At 65.8% G+C, this 18580-nt stretch carries 22 protein-coding genes and 1 pseudogene; 16 read left to right on the top strand and 7 right to left on the bottom strand.

Features of this window, described 5'->3' with window-relative positions:
* Positions 1-45: 45 nt before the first annotated feature.
* The 4 genes from A5760_RS14675 (at position 46) to A5760_RS14660 (ending at position 2456) form a co-directional block, all read left to right on the top strand.
* Entirely contained in the window at positions 46-477 is a 432-nt protein-coding gene (locus A5760_RS14675) for an SRPBCC domain-containing protein (RefSeq protein WP_231122638.1), read from the top strand.
* 149 nt (positions 478-626) lie between these two features.
* Complete coding sequence (gene aqpZ / locus A5760_RS14670) at positions 627-1397, top strand: aquaporin Z (protein ID WP_064881903.1); 771 nt, start codon at positions 627-629, stop codon at positions 1395-1397.
* 150 nt (positions 1398-1547) lie between these two features.
* A complete protein-coding gene (locus A5760_RS14665) occupies positions 1548-1976 on the top strand; it encodes a hypothetical protein (RefSeq protein WP_064881901.1) in 429 nt (142 codons plus the stop codon).
* Between the two features lie 120 nt (positions 1977-2096).
* On the top strand, positions 2097-2456 hold the full coding sequence (locus tag A5760_RS14660; protein WP_064882006.1) for a hypothetical protein: 360 nt from the start codon (positions 2097-2099) through the stop codon (positions 2454-2456).
* Positions 2457-2562: 106 nt separating this feature from the next.
* On the opposite strand, the gene A5760_RS14655 is transcribed toward A5760_RS14660, so the two are convergent.
* On the bottom strand, positions 2563-3300 hold the full coding sequence (locus tag A5760_RS14655; protein ID WP_064881899.1) for an SDR family NAD(P)-dependent oxidoreductase: 738 nt from the start codon (positions 3298-3300) through the stop codon (positions 2563-2565).
* Positions 3301-3401: 101 nt separating this feature from the next.
* On the opposite strand from A5760_RS14655, the gene A5760_RS14650 reads away from it, so the two are divergent.
* Positions 3402-3998, top strand: coding sequence for a TetR/AcrR family transcriptional regulator (locus tag A5760_RS14650; protein WP_064881897.1), 597 nt, complete (start codon positions 3402-3404; stop codon positions 3996-3998).
* Between the two features lie 25 nt (positions 3999-4023).
* Here A5760_RS14650 and A5760_RS14645 read toward each other — a convergent pair whose 3' ends face one another.
* The gene (locus A5760_RS14645) at positions 4024-4626 is read right to left on the bottom strand and encodes a TetR/AcrR family transcriptional regulator (protein ID WP_064881895.1); all 603 of its coding nucleotides are present in this window, start codon (positions 4624-4626) and stop codon (positions 4024-4026) included.
* Positions 4627-4742: 116 nt separating this feature from the next.
* On the opposite strand from A5760_RS14645, the gene A5760_RS14640 reads away from it, so the two are divergent.
* The 5 genes and pseudogenes from A5760_RS14640 to A5760_RS14625 all read left to right on the top strand — a co-directional run bounded on the left by A5760_RS14640 (position 4743) and on the right by A5760_RS14625 (position 8188).
* Positions 4743-5495, top strand: coding sequence for an SDR family NAD(P)-dependent oxidoreductase (locus A5760_RS14640; protein ID WP_064881893.1), 753 nt, complete (start codon positions 4743-4745; stop codon positions 5493-5495).
* Between the two features lie 390 nt (positions 5496-5885).
* The gene (locus A5760_RS14635; protein ID WP_064881891.1) at positions 5886-6284 is read left to right on the top strand and encodes a VOC family protein; all 399 of its coding nucleotides are present in this window, start codon (positions 5886-5888) and stop codon (positions 6282-6284) included.
* Between the two features lie 64 nt (positions 6285-6348).
* Positions 6349-6732, top strand: coding sequence for a hypothetical protein (locus tag A5760_RS26190; protein WP_082279476.1), 384 nt, complete (start codon positions 6349-6351; stop codon positions 6730-6732).
* A 266-nt stretch (positions 6733-6998) separates the two neighbouring features.
* Positions 6999-7487, top strand: a pseudogene (locus A5760_RS14630) (C40 family peptidase); the annotation flags it as partial.
* 377 nt (positions 7488-7864) lie between these two features.
* The gene (locus tag A5760_RS14625) at positions 7865-8188 is read left to right on the top strand and encodes a putative quinol monooxygenase (protein ID WP_064881888.1); all 324 of its coding nucleotides are present in this window, start codon (positions 7865-7867) and stop codon (positions 8186-8188) included.
* A 7-nt stretch (positions 8189-8195) separates the two neighbouring features.
* Here the strand turns inward: A5760_RS14625 and A5760_RS14620 are convergent, their stop codons facing one another.
* Positions 8196-8876 (bottom strand): hypothetical protein, encoded by a 681-nt coding sequence (locus tag A5760_RS14620; RefSeq protein WP_064882004.1) that lies wholly within the window; start codon positions 8874-8876, stop codon positions 8196-8198.
* Between the two features lie 155 nt (positions 8877-9031).
* On the opposite strand from A5760_RS14620, the gene A5760_RS14615 reads away from it, so the two are divergent.
* Positions 9032-9241 (top strand): hypothetical protein, encoded by a 210-nt coding sequence (locus tag A5760_RS14615; RefSeq protein WP_064881887.1) that lies wholly within the window; start codon positions 9032-9034, stop codon positions 9239-9241.
* On the opposite strand, the gene A5760_RS14610 is transcribed toward A5760_RS14615, so the two are convergent.
* Complete coding sequence (locus A5760_RS14610) at positions 9193-10026, bottom strand: adenylate/guanylate cyclase domain-containing protein (protein ID WP_064881886.1); 834 nt, start codon at positions 10024-10026, stop codon at positions 9193-9195. The two genes, A5760_RS14615 and A5760_RS14610, sit on opposite strands and share 49 nt — an antisense overlap.
* 121 nt (positions 10027-10147) lie before the next feature.
* Between A5760_RS14610 and A5760_RS14605 the strand changes: the two genes are divergently transcribed.
* Together A5760_RS14605 and gnd are read left to right on the top strand one after the other, a co-directional pair.
* Positions 10148-11557: a glucose-6-phosphate dehydrogenase gene (locus A5760_RS14605; protein WP_064881885.1), complete on the top strand. Its 1410-nt coding sequence runs from the start codon at positions 10148-10150 to the stop codon at positions 11555-11557.
* Positions 11558-11570: 13 nt separating this feature from the next.
* Complete coding sequence (gene gnd / locus A5760_RS14600; protein ID WP_064881884.1) at positions 11571-12593, top strand: phosphogluconate dehydrogenase (NAD(+)-dependent, decarboxylating); 1023 nt, start codon at positions 11571-11573, stop codon at positions 12591-12593.
* Positions 12594-12606: 13 nt separating this feature from the next.
* Here the strand turns inward: gnd and A5760_RS14595 are convergent, their stop codons facing one another.
* Positions 12607-13470 (bottom strand): alpha/beta fold hydrolase, encoded by an 864-nt coding sequence (locus tag A5760_RS14595; RefSeq protein WP_064881883.1) that lies wholly within the window; start codon positions 13468-13470, stop codon positions 12607-12609.
* A 122-nt stretch (positions 13471-13592) separates the two neighbouring features.
* On the opposite strand from A5760_RS14595, the gene A5760_RS14590 reads away from it, so the two are divergent.
* The 3 genes from A5760_RS14590 to A5760_RS14580 all read left to right on the top strand — a co-directional run bounded on the left by A5760_RS14590 (position 13593) and on the right by A5760_RS14580 (position 16344).
* Complete coding sequence (locus tag A5760_RS14590; RefSeq protein WP_064881881.1) at positions 13593-14069, top strand: VOC family protein; 477 nt, start codon at positions 13593-13595, stop codon at positions 14067-14069.
* A 108-nt stretch (positions 14070-14177) separates the two neighbouring features.
* Positions 14178-15086 (top strand): alpha/beta fold hydrolase, encoded by a 909-nt coding sequence (locus A5760_RS14585; protein ID WP_064881880.1) that lies wholly within the window; start codon positions 14178-14180, stop codon positions 15084-15086.
* A gap of 16 nt (positions 15087-15102) precedes the next feature.
* Positions 15103-16344 (top strand): WS/DGAT domain-containing protein, encoded by a 1242-nt coding sequence (locus tag A5760_RS14580; protein WP_231122639.1) that lies wholly within the window; start codon positions 15103-15105, stop codon positions 16342-16344.
* Here A5760_RS14580 and A5760_RS14575 read toward each other — a convergent pair whose 3' ends face one another.
* Both A5760_RS14575 and A5760_RS14570 read right to left on the bottom strand, forming a co-directional pair.
* Positions 16345-16959, bottom strand: coding sequence for a hypothetical protein (locus tag A5760_RS14575; protein WP_064881878.1), 615 nt, complete (start codon positions 16957-16959; stop codon positions 16345-16347).
* Entirely contained in the window at positions 16956-18536 is a 1581-nt protein-coding gene (locus tag A5760_RS14570; RefSeq protein ID WP_064881877.1) for a pyruvate, phosphate dikinase, read from the bottom strand. Before A5760_RS14570 ends, A5760_RS14575 begins: the two co-directional genes overlap by 4 nt.
* Between the last annotated feature and the right edge of the window lie 44 nt (positions 18537-18580).

Genomic DNA, 18580 nt, shown 5'->3' with positions numbered 1-18580 from the left:
CGAACGGATTCCGCCTCGTTGGTGATGGATGCTCCGCTGCGTCGGGTGTACACCGCACTGGTAGAACCGCAGGCGCTTCTCAAGTGGCTTCCGCCTCACGGGATGTCGGGTCAGTTCGAACACTTCGACGTCCGCCCTGGAGGCTCCTACCGGATGAGGCTGACCTACGCCGACGCGCCCGAGTCGGGCGGCAAGTCGAGCAGCAACTCGGATGTGGTGGATGTTCGGTTCGTCGAGATCGTGCCCGGTGAACGTGTCGTTCAGGCAGTCGACTTCGAATCCGATGACCCTTCGTTTGCGGGAACGATGACCATGACGTGGTCGGTTACCGCGGTGAACGCCGGCAGCACCCGTGTTGATATCCGAGCCGATGACGTCCCAGCCGGCATCTCCGCTGAAGACCACATTGACGGGCTTCGATCGTCATTGACAAACCTTGCGACCTATTTGACCGGGGCGCGGGTCGATCAAGATTGACCGCGACCTGGTCGAGCTCCGGCACGGAGCAACAACAAAGCCGACGAGGTAGCAAAACCCGCACAGTAGGCAGTCGGCCGGCTGGTTGACGATTGATGGTCCCCCCGAGTGACGATTACGATCATCGCGGGACTCTTAAGGAGGCGACAATGACACCGCCGTCGCTCGCTTCGAAATTGGGTGCCGAGCTTTTCGGCACGTTCTGGTTGGTGTTCGGTGGGTGTGGCAGCGCGATTTTTGCGGCCAAACAGATCGCTCGAGCCGAGGGGGGCAGCGGCACCTTCCAATTGGGCATCGGCTTCCTCGGAGTGTCATTGGCGTTCGGGCTCACTGTCGCCACCATGGCTTACGCCGTCGGTCACATCTCGGGTGGACATTTCAACCCTGCGATCAGTCTGGGCGCTGCGGTGGGCGGCCGGCTGCCGTGGAAGGACCTTCCGGGATATTGGATCTCCCAGGTTGTCGGTGGTCTGCTCGCGGGCTTGGCCCTGCTCGTCATCGCGAGGGGAAAGCCCGGATTCTCGCCGACCGGCCACATGGCCGCGAACGGATTCGGTGAGCATTCACCTGACCACTACTCGCTGGGTGCGGTGATAAGCACCGAGGTCTTGCTAACGGCGTTCTTCCTCATCGTGATATTGGGCGCGACCGACGACCGGGCCCCTGACGGATTTGGGCCGCTGGCCATCGGTCTGGCGCTGACTCTCATCAATCTCGTGGCCATCCCGATCAGCAACTGCTCGGTCAATCCGGCCCGGTCTACTGGCGTCGCCTTCTTCAACGGGGACGGCGCGCCAGGCCAACTGTGGGTGTTCTGGCTGGCACCACTGATCGGGGGTCTTATCGGCGGTGCGATCTACCCACTCGTGTTCGGGAGCCGAAACTCGGCGCCCGCAAAGACGACGCCGCAGGCCAACTGACGGTCGAGTTCCGGTTCAACGTGCAGTCGCCAACCAAGAAATACTTGCAGCCGGCTGGCCGCTTCCGATCTAACCCTTGATAGCTGGACAGGTGTCCAGTTATCGTGACCACAATGATCGTCAGTCGAGCCGAACAGGATGGGGCCTGAAATGGGCAAGGCTCCAAGCCGTCAGGCCCGCTTGGCGCACGCGGCCAAGCACGCGGAGTTGTGGAACGCGGGCCGTAAGGACGAGTGGGTGGCATCGTGGCGCACGATCTGTCCGGGCGAGGTCCGCATGTTCGATCCGGTCGGCACGGAGGAGAAGCACGGTTTCGCCGCCGCCACGACGGACGCGTTCGACATGTTTCAGTCGATTCTCAATATCAAGATGATCACGGTTCAGGTCAACGGGAACGAGATGGCTTGGGTGTGTGAGAACCACTTCGGTACCGAGCCGAACGTGCAAATGGCATACAGCATCGAGACATTCGCTTGGAACGACGACGGAAATCTGCTCATCAAGACCTACTATCCGATGCCGGAATCCGTAGGTGTCGAGGCCGATCCTTACGCTCACCTATTGGACGGGCAGAAGTAGTCGGCACTCGGTATACATGGCGTCGCGGGACTAGAAGTGGTAAGCCTCGAGATCATCGGATGAGAGAGGATCGAAGGACCGCGCACCGGCGTAAGGGCGACTCCTGGCGAGGAGGTGTACGTGGCCACCGACGACTTCGCTGACACGCCCGGTGCCTGCGATCGCCGGGTTTCCCGGCTCGACGAGCGTGAAAAGGCGCTTGATCATCGCGAGGCTGAACTTGCGAGACGCGAATGGTTCGCCGATGAGCGTGATCGGCTCGCTGATGAGCGTGACTTCCTTGCCGACCAGCGCGAGCGGATAGCGGACGAACGGGAGTTGCGTGCGGACGAGCGCGAAGGCACGGCCGCCGACCGTGAAGTCGCGCGGCTGCGGCGCGTAGACGAGGGCACGGAGCGCGATACGGCCGCTGCCGAACGGGAGGAGGCAGACGTGTCCCGGGAAATGGCCGACAGCGAAAGGCGTGACGCCGAGGACTGATCCTCCACTGACTGTGATGACCGGACCCCGCGAATTGGTCCACGGCAGCTGAGAGTCAATCGGAACGAAACCGGGAGTAGTTCAGAGAGTTGCCGGTGGCAGGGCCTCAGATCGCTGAAGTGCCGCCGTCGACGGCCAACTCCACCCCATTCACGTAGCTGGAGTCGTCGGAGGCCAGGAACAACGCCACCGTCGCAATCTCTTCGGGACGGCCCATCGTTCCTCGCGGAATCAGAGATTCGAACTGCCGCTTTGTCTCCGCGTCGAACATCTTCTCCTGAATCGGTGTGGCGATCTGCCCCGGGCTGAGCACGTTCACCCGGATCCGCCGGTCCTTCAGTTCGTTGAGCCACGTGCGGGCGAACGAACGCAAGGCAGCTTTGCTCGCCGAGTACACGCTGTAATCGGGCCAGCCCTTGACCGAGGCGATTGACCCTGTCATGAAGATGGATCCGCCATCGTTGAATAGCGGCAACGCCTTTTGCACCGTGAAGAGGGTGGCACGGGTGTTCAGACCGAAGACTGTGTCAAAGTCCTCTTCGGTGATCTCACCGAGCTTGCGCGCTTGCCCTCCCGTTCCGGCGCTGGCGAAGAGCACGTCGACACTGCCCTTCTCCCGCTTCACCGTGTCGAACAACCGGTCCAAGTGGTCGAGGTTGGCCGCGTCGCCCTGCACGGCGGTGACGTTGCGACCGATCAAGGCGGCGGCCTCGTCCAGAGCCTCCTGCCGCCGGCCCGTGATGAAAACGTGTGCTCCCTCGTCGACGAACAGCTTCGCGCTGGCGAGCGCCAGACCGCTTGATCCACCCGTGATCACCGCAACCTTGCCGTCAAGCTTTCCCACATCCCCTCCTCGCCGTGTTAGATATACCGATCTGTGTACTTAAGCTAGCGGAGGAGGTAACCCTACGCCAGCTAAGTACACTTAGCGTTACCCTGGATGGCGTGGCCGAGCTGGAAAAAGGTCCGCGGGGCCGGCGACGGGGCCGGGGAGCGCGCGAGCGCATCCTCGGCGCGGCGCAGCAGCTGTTCCGCCAGCGGGGCATCAACAACACCGGAATGGATCTGCTCTGCGCGGCAGCACAGGTGTCCAAGCGCACCGCCTACCAGCACTTCGGCAGCAAGGACGAGCTGATTGCTGAGTATCTACGGCGTCATGACGTCGACACCATGCCCGAGGGCTTCGAACGCGCCGGCCTCACGCCACGCGAACGCCTGCTCGCGGTATTCGAGAAGCCGCCCGCGTTCACCCACGACCCGATACCCCTCTGCCCGTTCCTCGCCGCCGCCGTGGAGATCTCCGATCCGAAGCATCCCGCGCGCGTGCGCGCCCGCGAGTACAAGACCTCCGTCGCCGCCCGCCTGAGCGAGACCGCCCGGGAAGCCGGTGCCGCCGATCCGGTATTGCTCGGTGAGCAGCTGGCGCTGTTGCTCGATGGCGCCTCGGTCCGGACCAGAGCCTTAGGCACTGACGTCTTCCCGGCCGCTGTCGGCATCGCGGTCGCTCTGATTGAACACGCCATTCCGTCTACCGCACAGTGAATCTCGCGACGCGATGCGAACCGTTTTAGGTAGCTAACCCGGTGAAGACGGCGTCTAATAACGCATCGATGTATGTCCCCGATAGGTCGCCGTGCTCGTAGGGGACAAGCAGGCGGTGGTAAATGGGCCCGTACAGCAGATCGAGGACGATGTCGGGATCGAGCCCGTCTCGAAGCTCTGAGGAGTCAATCCCGTGGCGAACGACGGATCGGGCGCGTGCTCGCCGGGGCTCGACCCAGCGTGTGATCACCGCGCCGCGCAATTCGTCGTCGATCTGCGCCCGTCCGATCAAGATGCGCAATATCTGGCCGTGCGGACTCCGGTACAGCCGGGCCAGCGCTTTCAGTGATGCCGCCAAGCTTTCGCGGGCGGTGCCGCGTTCGACGATCGGAGCTGCCCGATCCACTTCGGCGAGGAACGCATCCATCACCACTGTGGAGATGTTCGGCCATCTCCGGTAGATCGTCGTCTTGGCGACCCCGGTGCTCTGGGCGAGGCGTTCCACGGTGAGCGCATCGAATCCCATTTCGGTGCCGAGCTCCAACGCTGCCCGCAGAATCATCGCCGTCGTCTCCGCACTCCTCGTGGGCTTAACACTTCGCTGCCCATCCGATTCCGCTGCCGACATCGCGCACTCCTCTCAGCTCAGGCATCGCTGCTGACACCGGTATCCCAGTTGACGCACAACGCTACGCTACGTAGCGTTGTTTTGGGACTGTTGTATGTAGAACGAGGGAGGGCGGCATGGGCGTCGATCACGTCAGAGAAAACCTGCACGGCAAGGTGGCGATCGTGACTGGCGCGGCCAGCGGCATCGGTCGGGCCGTTACCCGACAACTGATCGAATACGGCGTCTTTGTGGTCGCCGAAGACATCAACCCCGCGGTCGAGGACCTGTACGCCGACATCGACGCGGTGGCGCCACTCGTCGGTGACGTCGCCCAGGAACAAACGGCGAACGACGCGGTCGAGTTGGCCGGTCGCCGCTTCGGGCGGCTCGACATCCTGATCAACAATGCCGGCACCATCATCAACCGGCCGGTCATCGAAACGACCCTGGAAGACTGGAATCACATCCTCGGAACCAACGTCACCGGGGCGTTCCTTCACACCCGCGAGGCGATGCGCGCAATGATCCCCCGAGAAAGCGGCGCCATCGTGAATATCGGTTCGTACGCCTGCTTTCAAAGCTTCAAGACGATTTCCGCCTACGCGGCGTCCAAAGGAGCCCTCGCGCAGCTCACCCGCACCGCCGCCCTAGAGGCAATCGATGCCGGTATCCGGATCAACGCCCTCGGCGTCGGTGATGTCGTCACCAACATCCTGGGCGATCCCGGCAACTTGGTCGAGCACGGGAAAGGCGCGCCCATCAAACGCGCCGCGGATCCCGCCGAAATCGCCCACGTCGCCGCCTTTTTAGCCTCCGATTTGGCAAGTTACGCGGTAGGTGCTGTCTGGATGATTGACGGGGGCATGAGCGTCGCCATCCCAAATTGATCCGCTGCTCGGAGTGTCTCAGTTTTAAACCGGACGCTTCCGACGGCCCCAGGTCGCTTCCTCGTCGGCGTCAACGGTTCGCGAAAATGATCCTCTCGGTTCCGCTGGAAACCACCTCCCGGAAGATTGCCCCTGGCGTTCGGACCATAAGTCTCTGACCTAGATCGCACGCCAACTTTGGTCGTTCTATCGCGCGATCCGTGCTTTCGCCAGGAGTCGGCCTGATCTGGCGAACACGGTGCCAAGCGTCGCATGGCAGGCCAGGAGAACCCGGCGGGCCCGGTGATTCGGGACATCGGGTCGCACCCTCGTGACGGCGCCCTGGTTGTCGGAGGCGGCGTCTAGCATCCGTGCCCAGACAGGCATCGCTGTGAACCCGAGGGAGATCGCATGAAGTTCATCTCGACGCGCATCATCACGGCCGACGTCAAGCGGCTGGTCGGTTTCTACGAGCTGGTCACCGAGGTCGCCGCGATCTGGGGCAACGAGCTGTTCGCCGAAATCCCGACGCCGATCGGCACGCTGGCCATCGGCAGCGACAAGACCGTCCCAGTGTTCGGCGAGGGATCCGCCGAACCCGCGGCCAACCGAAGCGCCATTCTGGAGTTCATCGTCGAGGACGTGGACTCCGAATACGAGCGGCTCCGCGAGCACGTCGCCGAGGTCGTGACGGAGCCGACCACGATGCCCTGGGGGAACCGCGCGTTGTTGTTCCGCGATCCCGATGGAAACCTGGTCAACCTGTTCACCCCGGTGACGCAGGAGGCCCGGGCCAAGTTCGGGCTGTGACCCGCTTGCCAAGGAATCCGACTTACTACTTGCCCGGATCCCGGTCTAGGGAAAGTCTGGGGAGATGACGACTGTAAAGCGGACGGGGCGGTGGTCTCGGAGAGTGCTGGTGGGCGGTGCGTTGGCGCTGTCAGCTCTGGGCCTGGCCGGCGGCCCCGTCGCTGAGGCGGCCCCGACGCCGTCGCCCACCGGTCACTGGTGTCCGGGCGATCAATGGAACCCGGCCTGGGGCAACGTATTGGACTGGGACTGGCATCAATGCCACGACTGGCAACGTCCGGGAGGCCCATCCGCCCCGGCGGGGTGGGGGCCCTGGGGGCCCCCACCGGCGTGGGCGCCGCCGCAGCCACCCCAACCGGCCTGGGCGCCCGGGGCGCAAATGATGTGGAACCCGACCGGCGCCGGTAACTGGGGTATCTGGAACAACGGGATATGGACGCCGGTCTGACCAAAACGCCGTGTGCCGAGAGTTGGATCGGGAGAAGTCGCGCTCGGCGGGTTGTCGGCTGCGACCACGCGTAGTCGGTAACGGTGTAAAAGCGCACGGAGGAACCGCGGAACCAGCGCTCGCGAACCGCAAGTATTTAGCTGCCGAAAATATACCGATGTGTAATAAGTTTGCTCTAGCTGCGGCGTACGTCATTCTCCGCATAGCGGATGACCTGCGCCACAAATTTTGGTTCGCGATAAATGTTATTGCTAGCCTCCCTGCCCATGGTCGTTATTGCAACATTGATGTCTTTGATCGGTCAGGTTTCCGGCACGCCGTATATTCCGGGCGGCGATTCGCCCTCCGGGACGGATTGTTCGGGACTTGCTTCGTGGATTGCGAATGCAGCGACTGACAGGCCCGTTTTCGGCGATCGATTCAACACCGGAAACGAAGAGGGTGCATTGCTGGCGCGCGGCTTTCAATATGGAACCGCCCCCAACGCCTTGGTCATCGGCTGGAACGGTGGCCACACCGCGGTGACGCTGCCGGACGGAACCTCGGTCGCCAGCGGTGAGCGCGGCGGCGTGCACCTAGGTGGTCCGGGCGCCTACCAGGCCGGATTCACCCACCACATGTTCCTCCCAATGCCACCGGAAGATGGTGGCGCGCCACCGCCACTGTTCGCTCCGCCGCCAGCGCCGGACGCTCCGCCGCCGCCGCCTGCCGTTCTGATCGACGCTCCGGCCCCCGTTCCGCCTCCGCCGGGTCCCTGATTTCCTTTATCCGGGCACGCAGGAATTGCGAATCAATAACGAAAAGAACGCGAATTGCCGGGCATAAAGACAGGTTTTTCGACGCCTTGAGTGGATGCAGTTCTGCCGTTGCGTGGAATAGTGAAATGCAGCCGCATCGGGCTAATTTGTGAGCTACGCCACTAGTCATGGGAAAAGGGTAGCCTGCGGCGAAAGTGTGCTCATGTGTCATGTGTGACGCATGAGCACACTTTGCTCTAACCATTACCCAAGCAAACTACGCCGGGCGTTCGGCCCCGGACGTAGCCGTCGCGCCACCCGCGGGCGGATAGGCTGGCGCTGCCCGCGGAGACCGGACGGGCGTAACCGGAACAGCGAACCGAGGCGGGGCCGCAATGATCTTCATCGTCGTCAAGTTCGAGACCAAACCCGAGTGGACCGACCGCTGGCCCGAATTCGTCGCGTCGTTCACCGCGGCGACTCGGGCCGAAGAAGGCAATCTCTGGTTCGACTGGTCGCGCAGCCTGGACAACCCGGCGGAGTACGTCTTGGTGGAGGCGTTCCGCGACGATGAGGCGGGCGCAGCCCACGTCAACAGCGACCACTTCAAGCGCTTCATTCAAGAGGCCCCGCAGGCGCTGATGTCGACGCCCAAGATCATCAACCAGACCATCGACGCCACGGGCTGGTCGGAGATGGGCGAGATGGCGGTCGAGTAGTCCTCGCCTAGCCGACCGCGATCTCGATTTCGTCGCCCAGGGCGTAGCCCGGTGCGAGCGGCAGCCTGTCACCGCTCCAGAACGAGCCGGGGTCGAAGTAGTTGGAGTACTTATCCGTGGTGAGCAACCCCATTTCCTCGTAGGTGATGGCCACCGTTTCCGCGCAGTAGGCCACCTCCAGGCCGAGCCTCTGGCGCTCCTTGCGTCGCTGCGTCGATTCGCGAACCTTCTTGTCCACGAACGGGATTCCGCGCGTCCAGTCGTAGGCGTTCGGCAGCCGGCCGCGCAGCCACCGGCCGGTCAGGCGCATGGTGGTGGGAAATGCGGTGCCGTCCATCCGGGCGATCACGCGCAGCAGCGTGTTCTCTTGCTCCCGGTTGGCCGGCGGGGTCAGCTGGCGTAGCCAGCACCGCTGGTGGTAGCGCCGCGACCACTGCAACACCGACTGCGCAAGGTCGTTGAGTTGCACGCCACGATGATTCGTCCCCGTCCACAGGTCGACGAGCTTGTCACCGAGTTCGGCGTGCCAGATCAACGGCGGCAGGTCGTCGATGGCCACCGTCATCCCGACGTGGTTCACCGGGCTGTTTGTCAGCGTCTGGATGGCGCGGTCGGGTCCCGAACCGCCACGAAACAACCAGAGGTCGCCGGTGCGGGTCTGTTCGAGCGCTTGGTTCAAAGTGAGCATCTTCGTGTAAGCCCGTCCGCCGCCGCAACTTTCGTCGCTGTCGTCGCCAATATGAGCCCGCCGGTACGTCACGCGCGATGCGTTGCCGAATGTTGCGGGCACACAAGTCAATCACAACCGGGCCATAACGACCCGGCTGCGCATAGCCTGGTGTCATGCGCAATGTGTGGAAGTGGCTGGGATTGGCCGGTGCCGCCGGTGTCGTCGCCGGGGGCGCGCTGGTCGTCCGCGACCAACGCAAGCGGCGCGCATACACCGCCGACGAGGTCCGCGACCGTCTGCATCAGCGGTTGGCCGAATACAACGGGGACGGCGTTCAGTCCGGCTCGGAATCGGACGGAGGCTCTACGGCGAATAAGCGGTAGGTGCCCGAAAAGCCCTTCAGCTCCACATTGCGGCCGTCGTCGAACCGGATGCCGTCGGAGTCGGAAAGCGCGTCTCGTACCGGCTGACTCACCAGAATCTGACCCCCGACCGCTTGCGCGGCGACCCGTGCCGCCATTGCGACGTTGCGGCCGAACAGGTCATCGCCGCGACGCACCGAACGGCCCATGTGGATGCCGATCCGGACGCGAATCTCCTCGTGCCGCTTGCGGTTTGCGTCCCTGCGCAACGCGCGCTGCAGATCGAGACCGCACCGGACGGCATGCTCGGCGCGAGAGAACGCGATCATGAATCCGTCGCCCTGGCTCTTCACCACATGACCGGACCGTCGCTGCACCAGATCCGAAACCAGCTTGTCGTGCGAGCTGATCAGCTTGACCCAGGCCCGGTCGCCGATCCGCTCGTTGAGCGCGGTCGATTCCTCGATGTCAGAGAACAAGATCACCACCCGGCCGTCCGGGGTGACGCGGGCGAGGTCGGGTCGCTCGACTTCGGCCCAGTCCGCGAGGTCCTCGATGCTGCTGCGCACCGCCGCGCCGAAGCCCTCTTTGCGCATCAGATTGGCGGTGTTCCACACCCTTTTGACGGCCTCGCGACCACCTGACAGCAGCTGATTGCGGGTGTCGGTCCGCTGGCGCAACTCGTCGAGTTCCTGCTGACTGCGCACCAGCAACCGCCACAGCACGATCAGCGCAACGCCCTCGATCGCGGCAATCCCCGCCAGGAGGTAGACCGTGACGTGCAGCGCGTCAGCCATGGCGGTCATCCTTTCAAGGCGGCGGTCCACTCAGGTTGTCGGCCCTATCTGCAGTGTCTAGTGTTGACTCCGCCAGCCGCGGGTAGTGATCTCAAGGGAGCCGATCGGGTGACTTTCGGGAGGAGCGGTTTTGGCCGAGGACGACACTAGTCCATCTGACCTGCTGGTGATCTTCGGAATCACCGGCGATCTGGCGCGCAAGATGACGTTCCGGGCGTTGTACCGGCTCGAGCGTCGCAACATGCTCAACCACCCGATCGTGGGCGTGGCCAGTGACGACATCACCGTCGAGCAGCTTCAGGATCGGGCGCGCGACGCCATCAAGGCATCGGGGGAGACGTTCGACGACGCCGTGTTCGACCGGCTGGCGGACCGGCTGTCCTACCTGCACGGCGACGTCACCGACGCCAGCCTCTACAAACAGCTCGCCAAGAAGATCCCTTCGGACTCCCATCCGCTCTACTACCTCGAAATGCCGCCGTCCTTGTTCGCGCCGATCGTGGAGAACCTGGCGAAGGCCGACCTGTTGGAGCGGGCCAGGGTTGCGGTGGAAAAGCCGTTCGGTCACGACCTGGACTCGGCGCGTGATCTCAACGAGCGGCTGCGCGCGGTGCTCGACGAAGACCAAATCCTGCGCGTGGACCACTTTTTGGGCAAACAGCCGGTCGAAGAACTGCAATACCTGCGATTCGCCAACCAGGGGCTGGCCAAGGTGTGGGACCGCGACAGCATCTCCGAGATCCACATCACCATGGCCGAGGACTTCGGGATCGAGGACCGCGGCAAGTTCTACGACGCGGTGGGCGCCCTTCGCGATGTCGTGCAAAACCACCTGCTGCAGGTGCTCGCCCTGGTCGCCATGGAGCCCCCGGTCGGGGCGGGCGCCGACGACCTGAACGACAAGAAGGCCGAGGTGTTCCGGGCGATGCCGGCGCTGGATCCGGAGCGTTGCGTCCGCGGCCAGTATCGCGGCTACACCGACGTCGCCGGTGTGGCAAAGGATTCCACCACCGAGACCTACATTGCGCTGCGGACCGAGATCGACAATTGGCGCTGGGCCGGGGTGCCGATCTTCCTGCGCGCCGGAAAAGCGTTGCCGGAGAAGGTGACCGAGGTGCGGATGTTCCTGCATCACGTTCCCGGGTTCTCGTTCCTGCCCAACCGCCGCCCGCCCGAGTGCAACCAGATCGTGCTGCGCATCGACCCCGATCCCGGGATGCGGCTGCAGTTGTCCGCCCAGGCCGGAGATTCGTGGCACGACGTTCACCTGGACTCGTCGTTCGCCGAGGACCTCGGCGAACCGGTGCGGCCCTACGAGCGGTTGCTCTACGCGGCGTTCAACGGAGATCGCCAGTTGTTCGCCCGAGAAGACGCCATCGAACAGACGTGGCGAATCGTGCAGCCCGTGCTGGACAAGCCGGGCCGCATTCATCATTACGACGAGGGCTCGTGGGGACCCCAGGCCGCACAGTCGCTGCTGCGGGGCCACCACAGCTGGCACGAGCCGTGGCTGCCGCGTAGCAAGCCCACCCAACAGTAAGGAGACTGGCACGATGCAGCTTGGGATGATCGGCCTGGGCCGGATGGGCGCGAACATCGTCCGCCGCGTGGTCGCGGGCGGACACGAGTGCGTGGTCTACGACCACAACCCCGACGCGGTCAAGGCGATGGCGGGCGAGGAGAGGACCACCGGGGTGGGCTCGCTGCAAGAGCTCGCTGAGAAGCTGACGGCGCCGCGGGTCGTCTGGGTGATGGTGCCGGCTGGCACCATCACGACGGGTGTCATCGAGGAACTGGCCAAGACGCTGGAGTCGGGTGACATCGTCATCGACGGCGGCAACTCCTACTACCGCGACGACATCCGCCACGCGAAAACTCTGTCGGAGAGCGGCATTCACCTACTCGACTGCGGCACCAGCGGCGGCGTGTGGGGCCGGGAACGCGGCTACTGCCTGATGATCGGCGGCGACGACGAGGCTTTCCTGCACGCCGAGCCGATCTTCGCCACCGTCGCACCGGGCGTCGACGCCGCGGCCCGCACGCCGGGTCGCGACGGCGAGGTCGCGCGGTCGGAGCAAGGCTATCTCCACTGCGGGCACTCCGGCGCCGGGCACTTCGTGAAGATGGTGCACAACGGCATCGAGTACGGAATGATGGCCTCGCTCGCCGAGGGGCTCAACATCCTGCGCAATGCCGACATCGGCAAGCACGTCCAGGCGGGTGACGCTGAAACCGCGCCGCTGGAGCATCCCGAGTTCTACCAGTACGACTTCGACATTCCGGAGGTCGCCGAGGTGTGGCGGCGCGGCAGCGTCATCGGCTCCTGGCTGCTGGACCTGACGGCGATAGCACTGCACGATTCGCCCGACCTCAAGGAGTTCTCCGGCCGGGTCTCGGACTCCGGGGAGGGCCGGTGGACGTCCATCGCGGCGATCGACGAGGGCGTCCCCTCGCCGGTGCTGACCACCGCGCTGCAATCCCGCTTCGCTTCGCGCCAACTCGACGACTTCGCCAACAAGGCGCTCTCGGCGATGCGCAAGCAATTCGGCGGGCACGCGGAGAAGCCGGCGAACTAGCCTCGTCGGCCAGTCAGCGGCGGTTGACGAACGCCACCACGGCGTCGCTGAACGCGTCGTTGTCGTCGCCGGCCGCGGTGTGCCCGGCGTTGGACAGCTCGACGAACTCGGCGCGCGGCACGGTGGCCAGGAAGTGCCGAACGCCCTCGGGGCTCACCACGTCGGACAGCTTGCCGCGGATCAGCAAGACGGGTATCGATAGGCTCTTGGCGGCCTGCTCGAAGCTCTCGGTGCGCAGTTCGGGATCGTCGCCGGGCTTGGTCATGAAGGCGGGGTCCCAGTGCCAATACCAGCGGCCGTCGCGTAGGCGCAGGTTCTTCTTCAGGCCCTCCGGGCTGCGCGGCTTGCTCCGGTAAGGCAGGTAGGCGGCGACGGCGTCGGCGGCCTGCTCCAGCGAGTCGAAGCCGTCGAGGCCGCTGAACATGAAGTCGCGGATGCGGGCGCTGCCGCCCTTTTCGAATCGGGGGACCACGTCGACGAGCACCAGCCGGGTGACCTTCGCGGGACCGGCCCGGTGAGCGGCGAGGATGCCGGTCAGCCCGCCCATGCTGGCCCCGATGATCGTCACGGGCCGGCCGATCGCGTCCAGCACCCGCATGACATCGCCGGTGAGCGTCTCGATCTCGTAGTCGGCGTCGGGGGAGCGTGCGCTGTCTCCGTGTCCGCGGGAATCCAGCGCCACCACGTGCAGTCCCTCATCGGCCAGCGTCTGGCCGGTGTTTTTCCAGGAAAACCGGTTCTGGCCGCCACCGTGCAACATCAGGATGCTCGGTCGCCCGGCACCGTCGGAGCCGCGATTCCATTCATCGGCGACCAGGGTGATCCCCTCGACGCCGGCAAACTCCACCGTCTCGGGACTGCTGCTGACGGTATTCATGCGACCTGACGTTACATAGGCCGGTTAAGCACTGTTGCGCGGGTGGACGACGCGGTGAGTTTTCGTCGGCGCCGGGGTCTATCAATGGCAGAGACCAACGAGCCAACAAGGAGGCCCCGGACATGCCATCGATCACCCCGTCGTTGTGGTTCGACGACAACCTTGAGGAGGCCGCCAGGTTCTACACCTCGGTGTTCCCCAACTCCCACATCGAGGGCTTCAACCAGACCACCGAGGCCGGGCCGGGCGCGCCCGGCACTGTCCTGTCCGGCAGCTTCGTGCTGGACGGAACCAGGTTCATCGGGATCAACGGCGGTCCGCACTTCCACTTCACCGAGGCGGTCTCGTTCACGATCCACTGCAAGGACCAGGACGAGGTCGACTACTACTGGGACCGGCTGAGCGACGGCGGCGAGGAATCGCAATGCGGCTGGCTCAAAGATCGCTTCGGGATGAGCTGGCAAATCGTCCCGGACCGGCTCTACGAATTGATCGGCGACCCCGACCGCACGCGGGCGGCGGCGGCCACCAACGCGATGTACGGCATGCGCAAGATCATCATCGCCGAGCTGGAGCGGGCCGCCGCGCTGCAACGGTGAAAACTCCTGGTACAGCGACGGTTTGACCCTCTGGCGACCAGGGTCGGTGCGTCGTGCGGCCGCACAGGTTAGGTTGATCCCTGCGGAGACGTCGAGCAGGGAGTGAACATGGCTGAACCAGGCTGGATCGACGTGACCGGTCCTGTGGGGGACCTCAAGGCCCTCACCTGGGGGCCGCAAGACGGTCCCATAGCGCTGTGCCTGCACGGCTTCCCCGACACGCCCTACGGCTGGCGCAAGGTCGCCCCCCGGCTCGCCGCGGCGGGGTGGCGGGTGATCGCACCCTTCATGCGCGGATACGCGCCGTCGTCGATCCCGGTCGACGGCGGCTATCAGGTGGGCGCGCTGATGGACGACGCCCTGCGGGTGCGCTCGGCCGCGGGGGGCACCGAGAACGACGTGATCATCGGCCACGACTGGGGCGCGATCACCGGCACCGGCCTGGCCGCCATGCCCGACAGCCCGTTCACCAAGGCGGTGATCATGTCGACGCCGCCGTCGGCGGCGTTCCGGCGGCGCGGTGGTGACGTTGGCGAGCGGGCCCGGCTGGCCGCCCATGTGGCGCGCCAGGTCTTCCGCAGCTGGTACATCATGTACTTCCAATTGCCTTGGCTGCCTGAGCGTTCCGCGTCCTGGGTGTTGCCGCTGCTGTGGCGGCGGTGGTCGCCCGGCTATCGCGCCGATGAGGACTTGCGTCACGTCGACGCCGCGATCGGGGCGCCGGAAAGCTGGCGTGCGGCGCTGGGGCCTTATCGCGCCACCATCCGCAACACCCGGCCGTCGGCGCGGTATGCCGCCTTGAACCAGTTGTGGACCGAAGAACCCGTGCTGCCGTGCCTGTACCTGCACGGTCGCGACGATGGTTGCATGACACCGGCTTTCGCGAGGCGGGCCGAAAAGGTGCTGCCCGCGGGCAGCGAGGTCGGCATCGTCGAACATGCCGGCCATTTCCTGCAACTCGAGCAGCCCGACAAGGTCGCCGACCTGGTGCTCGGGTTCATCGGCTCACCCGGCTGACACCGTGGCTCGGGCCGTGTCGGGGCACCGGATGGCTGCCGTCGACGCGCAGTTCTACTGGATGTCGGCCAAGATCCCCAGCGACGAGTTCCTGCTGTACGCCTTCGACGGTGAGCCCGCCGACAACGCGGGTGCAGTCGAACAACTCTGCTTGCGGGCCAACGCCGAGCCGGCGCTGAGGATGCGGGTGCGGGACCGAGGCCGATGGCGCTACCCGCAGTGGGTGCCGGTGGCCGTCACGTCCGAGCAGGTGGTTCGTCACAACCTCGCCGAGCAAAGCTGGGACGGCGTCCTGGCGGCCGTCGCCGGCCTCGCCGATGACCAGCTGGACGTTCGGCGGATGGCCTGGCGGCTGCACGTCTTCACCCCGGTTCGGGGCATTCCCGGCGTCGCCGGGTCGGGTGCTGTCGCGGTGTTGCAGGTCGCGCACGCACTGGCCGACGGCGCCCGCTCCGCGGCGATGGCGGCGTGGCTGTTCGGGCGGCCGGACCCGGTGCCGCAGGTGCCCAGACAACGGCCGGGCTTTCTGCCGTGGCGGGCCGCGCAGGCGGCACGCACCCATCGCCGGCTGGAGCGCGACATCCGCGCGGGCCTGCTGGCCCCCGGCGCCGGGTCGCGTCCGCTGCTTCCGACGAATGCGCGTCCCGAGGGCGCCCGCGCGGTGCGGACGTTGGTGCGACACCGTGCGCAGTTGCCCGGCCCCACGATCACCGTCGGCGTGCTGGGCGCGATATCGCAGGCCCTGTCCAATCTGCTTGATGGGCGATGCGATTCGCTGGGTGCCGAGGTTCCCATGGCCAAGCCCGGTACGGCGGGGGCGCACAACCACTTCGGCAACATCGTGGTGGGGCTATACCCGCAGCTCGGGCCGGACGCGCGCGCCGAGCGGATCGCAGCCGACCTGGCCAACGGCCGGCGCCGCTTCGAGCACCCGGCCACCCGGGCCGCCGACCGCGCGTTCGCGGCGGTTCCGGCCGGGTTGCTGCGTTGGGGCATCGGACAATTCGATGTCGAGGAGCGCGCGACGCAGGTGTCCGGCAATACCGTGGTGTCCAGCGTCAACCGCGGGGCCACCGATCTGAGCTTCGGCGGTGCCCGGGTAGTGCTGACGTCGGGATATCCGGCGCTGTCACCGATGATGGGGCTGACGCACGGCGTGCACGGCCTCGGTGACACCATCGCGATCAGCGTGCACGCGGCGGCCTCGGCCGTGCCCGACATCGACGCCTACCTGGTGCTGCTCGACGCGGCGCTCTAGCTATTGCGCATCGCCGGATCTGGCCGCCTCTTCGCGGGTCAGGCCGGCGGCGACGATCAGCTCTTCGTGTAGCTCGAACCACACCGTGTGGTAGGAGTCGATCAACGGCCGGGTCAGCCAGGTGGTCTCCCCGGCCTTGACTTTGTCCAGTGCCGCAACCAGTTTGGCCGCGTAGGCGCTCAGCCGCGGCAGTTGTGCCGCGGCGGCCTCGATGATAGGCATCGTGCGGGCGTGCACGTCATCGAGGCGGGCCAGCACCCCGGCGTCGTAGGCGGCGTCGTCGTGAGCGTTGGGAACGCCGCCCGGTCCGCCCTTGAGCTGCCAATCCGTCACCAGCCGCTTGAAGTCGGCGTTGACGGCGCGGAAGTCCTCGTAGGCGGCCGCCATCGCTTTTGGATCGATGCCCTCGCGTTCTTCGTCGAGCAGCGCCGCCAGCCTGTCGGTCCCGCTGAGGGTGATCCGCAACGTCGGGCCTTCTGTCAGCAGTCCCGCCGCGGTCAGCCGCTCGACAACGGGGGTGATGTCGGCAAGGTCCGCACCCAGCGTCGCAGCGAGGTCGGCGGGATTCACCCGGCCCTTGAGCCGAACCCCTTGCAGCACAGCCAATTCGGTCACGGCGCGGATCCTGCGGTCAGGCGCAGCGCGGTCAGCATCACGATCAACGGCGTCGCCGACACCACGTCGGCCTGCCCGCTGTTGAGTGCGGCGCGCACCGCGACCTCGGAGCTGTCGTCCAGTCGCGCGTGGTCGCCCGCGGCGTGGGCACGCAGCGGGCTGATCCGCCGTGCGATGTCGGCCAGTTCGCGCAGTTCCGGCGTATCGTCTTCCGACCACGCGGACAGGCTCAGATTGCCTTCGCGCACTTCGCCTTCGGCGCCGTCGACGGTGATTTGCTTGCCGGCCAGCGCTGCCGCGACCCCGTGGCCGCAGCCAACCACCGCCACCCGGCCCAGTTCGCGGCTGACCACCGCCGCATGGCTGGATGCGCCGCCGACCTCGGTGACAATGCCCTGCGCGGCCAGCATGCCCGACACGTCTTCCGGCCGGGTGTGATCGCGCACCAGGATCACCTGCTCGCCGCGATCGACGGCGCGCAGCGCCTCGTCGACATCGGTGTACGCCTTGCCCGACGCCACGCCCGGGCACGCCGGTAATCCCTTGGCCAATAGCGGTGCCGCCAAACGTATTTCGGGCTGAAGCGCCGGTTGTAGCAGGGTTTGGACGTGCGCCGGGGTCACCCGGCGCATTGTCTCCGCGTCATCGATGACTCCCTCATGGCGCAGCTGCAGCGCCGTGCGCACCGCCGCCTGCGCCGACCGTTCCGCCGCCCGTGTCTGCAACAGCCACAGCTTGCCGTCCTCGACGGTGAACTCGATCTCCTGGATGTCGGAGTCCAGCCGTTCCAAGGTGCGGGCGGCACCAATCAGTTCGTCGTAGACGGCCGGCTGTTCGTCGCGCAGCGCGACGATCGGTTCGACGTCGACCGATCCCGACACCACGTCGTCGCCCTGGCCACCGGGCAGCCATTCGCCGAACGGTTCGTCGTCGCCGGTGATCGGATTGCGGGAAAAGAACGCCCCGGCACCGGAATTGGGGCCGTGGTTGCCGAACACCATCGCCTGCACGACCACGGCGGTGCCGTGCTGATCGTCGATTCCGTAGTGGGCGCGATAGGCGAGCGCACGGGGTGAATTCCACGAGGCGAATACCGCCTCGATGCCGGCGCGCAGCTGCGCGTACGAGTCGGAGGGCACCGATTCGTGCTCGGTGACGCCGACGATGCGCCGATACATGTCCGAGAACCGCCGGCGGGTGTCGCGGGCGAACGCTTGGTCGCCGGTCGCCGCCAGCGCCTGCTCAACGTCGTCGTTGATGCCGAGGTCCAGGATGGTGTCCATCATGCCCGGCATGGACTGGGTGGCTCCGGAGCGCACGCTGACCAACAGGGGATGCGGGCCCCGGCCGAACGTGCGCGAGGTCTGACCCTCCAGCCAGCGCATCCGGTCGAGCACGTCGTCCCAGATGGCGTCCATGGTCGCCGCGGGATCGGCGAGATATCGGAGGCCCACCGCGGTGGTGATGCAGAACGCGGGCGGCACCGGCAGGTTGTGCCGGCGCATCGCCTCGATGCCGTGGCCCTTGTTGCCCAGCAGCTCCCGCCGGTGGCTCGATGTGCCGTCCAGCAACACCACGGAGTGCTGGGTAGGCGTAGACCCGCGGCCGCTTGACGCATTGC

This window comes from Mycobacterium colombiense (assembly GCF_001665835.1).
Classification (GTDB): Bacteria; Actinomycetota; Actinomycetes; order Mycobacteriales; family Mycobacteriaceae; genus Mycobacterium; species Mycobacterium colombiense_A.
This window is presented reverse-complemented; position numbering and strand designations above follow the sequence as displayed.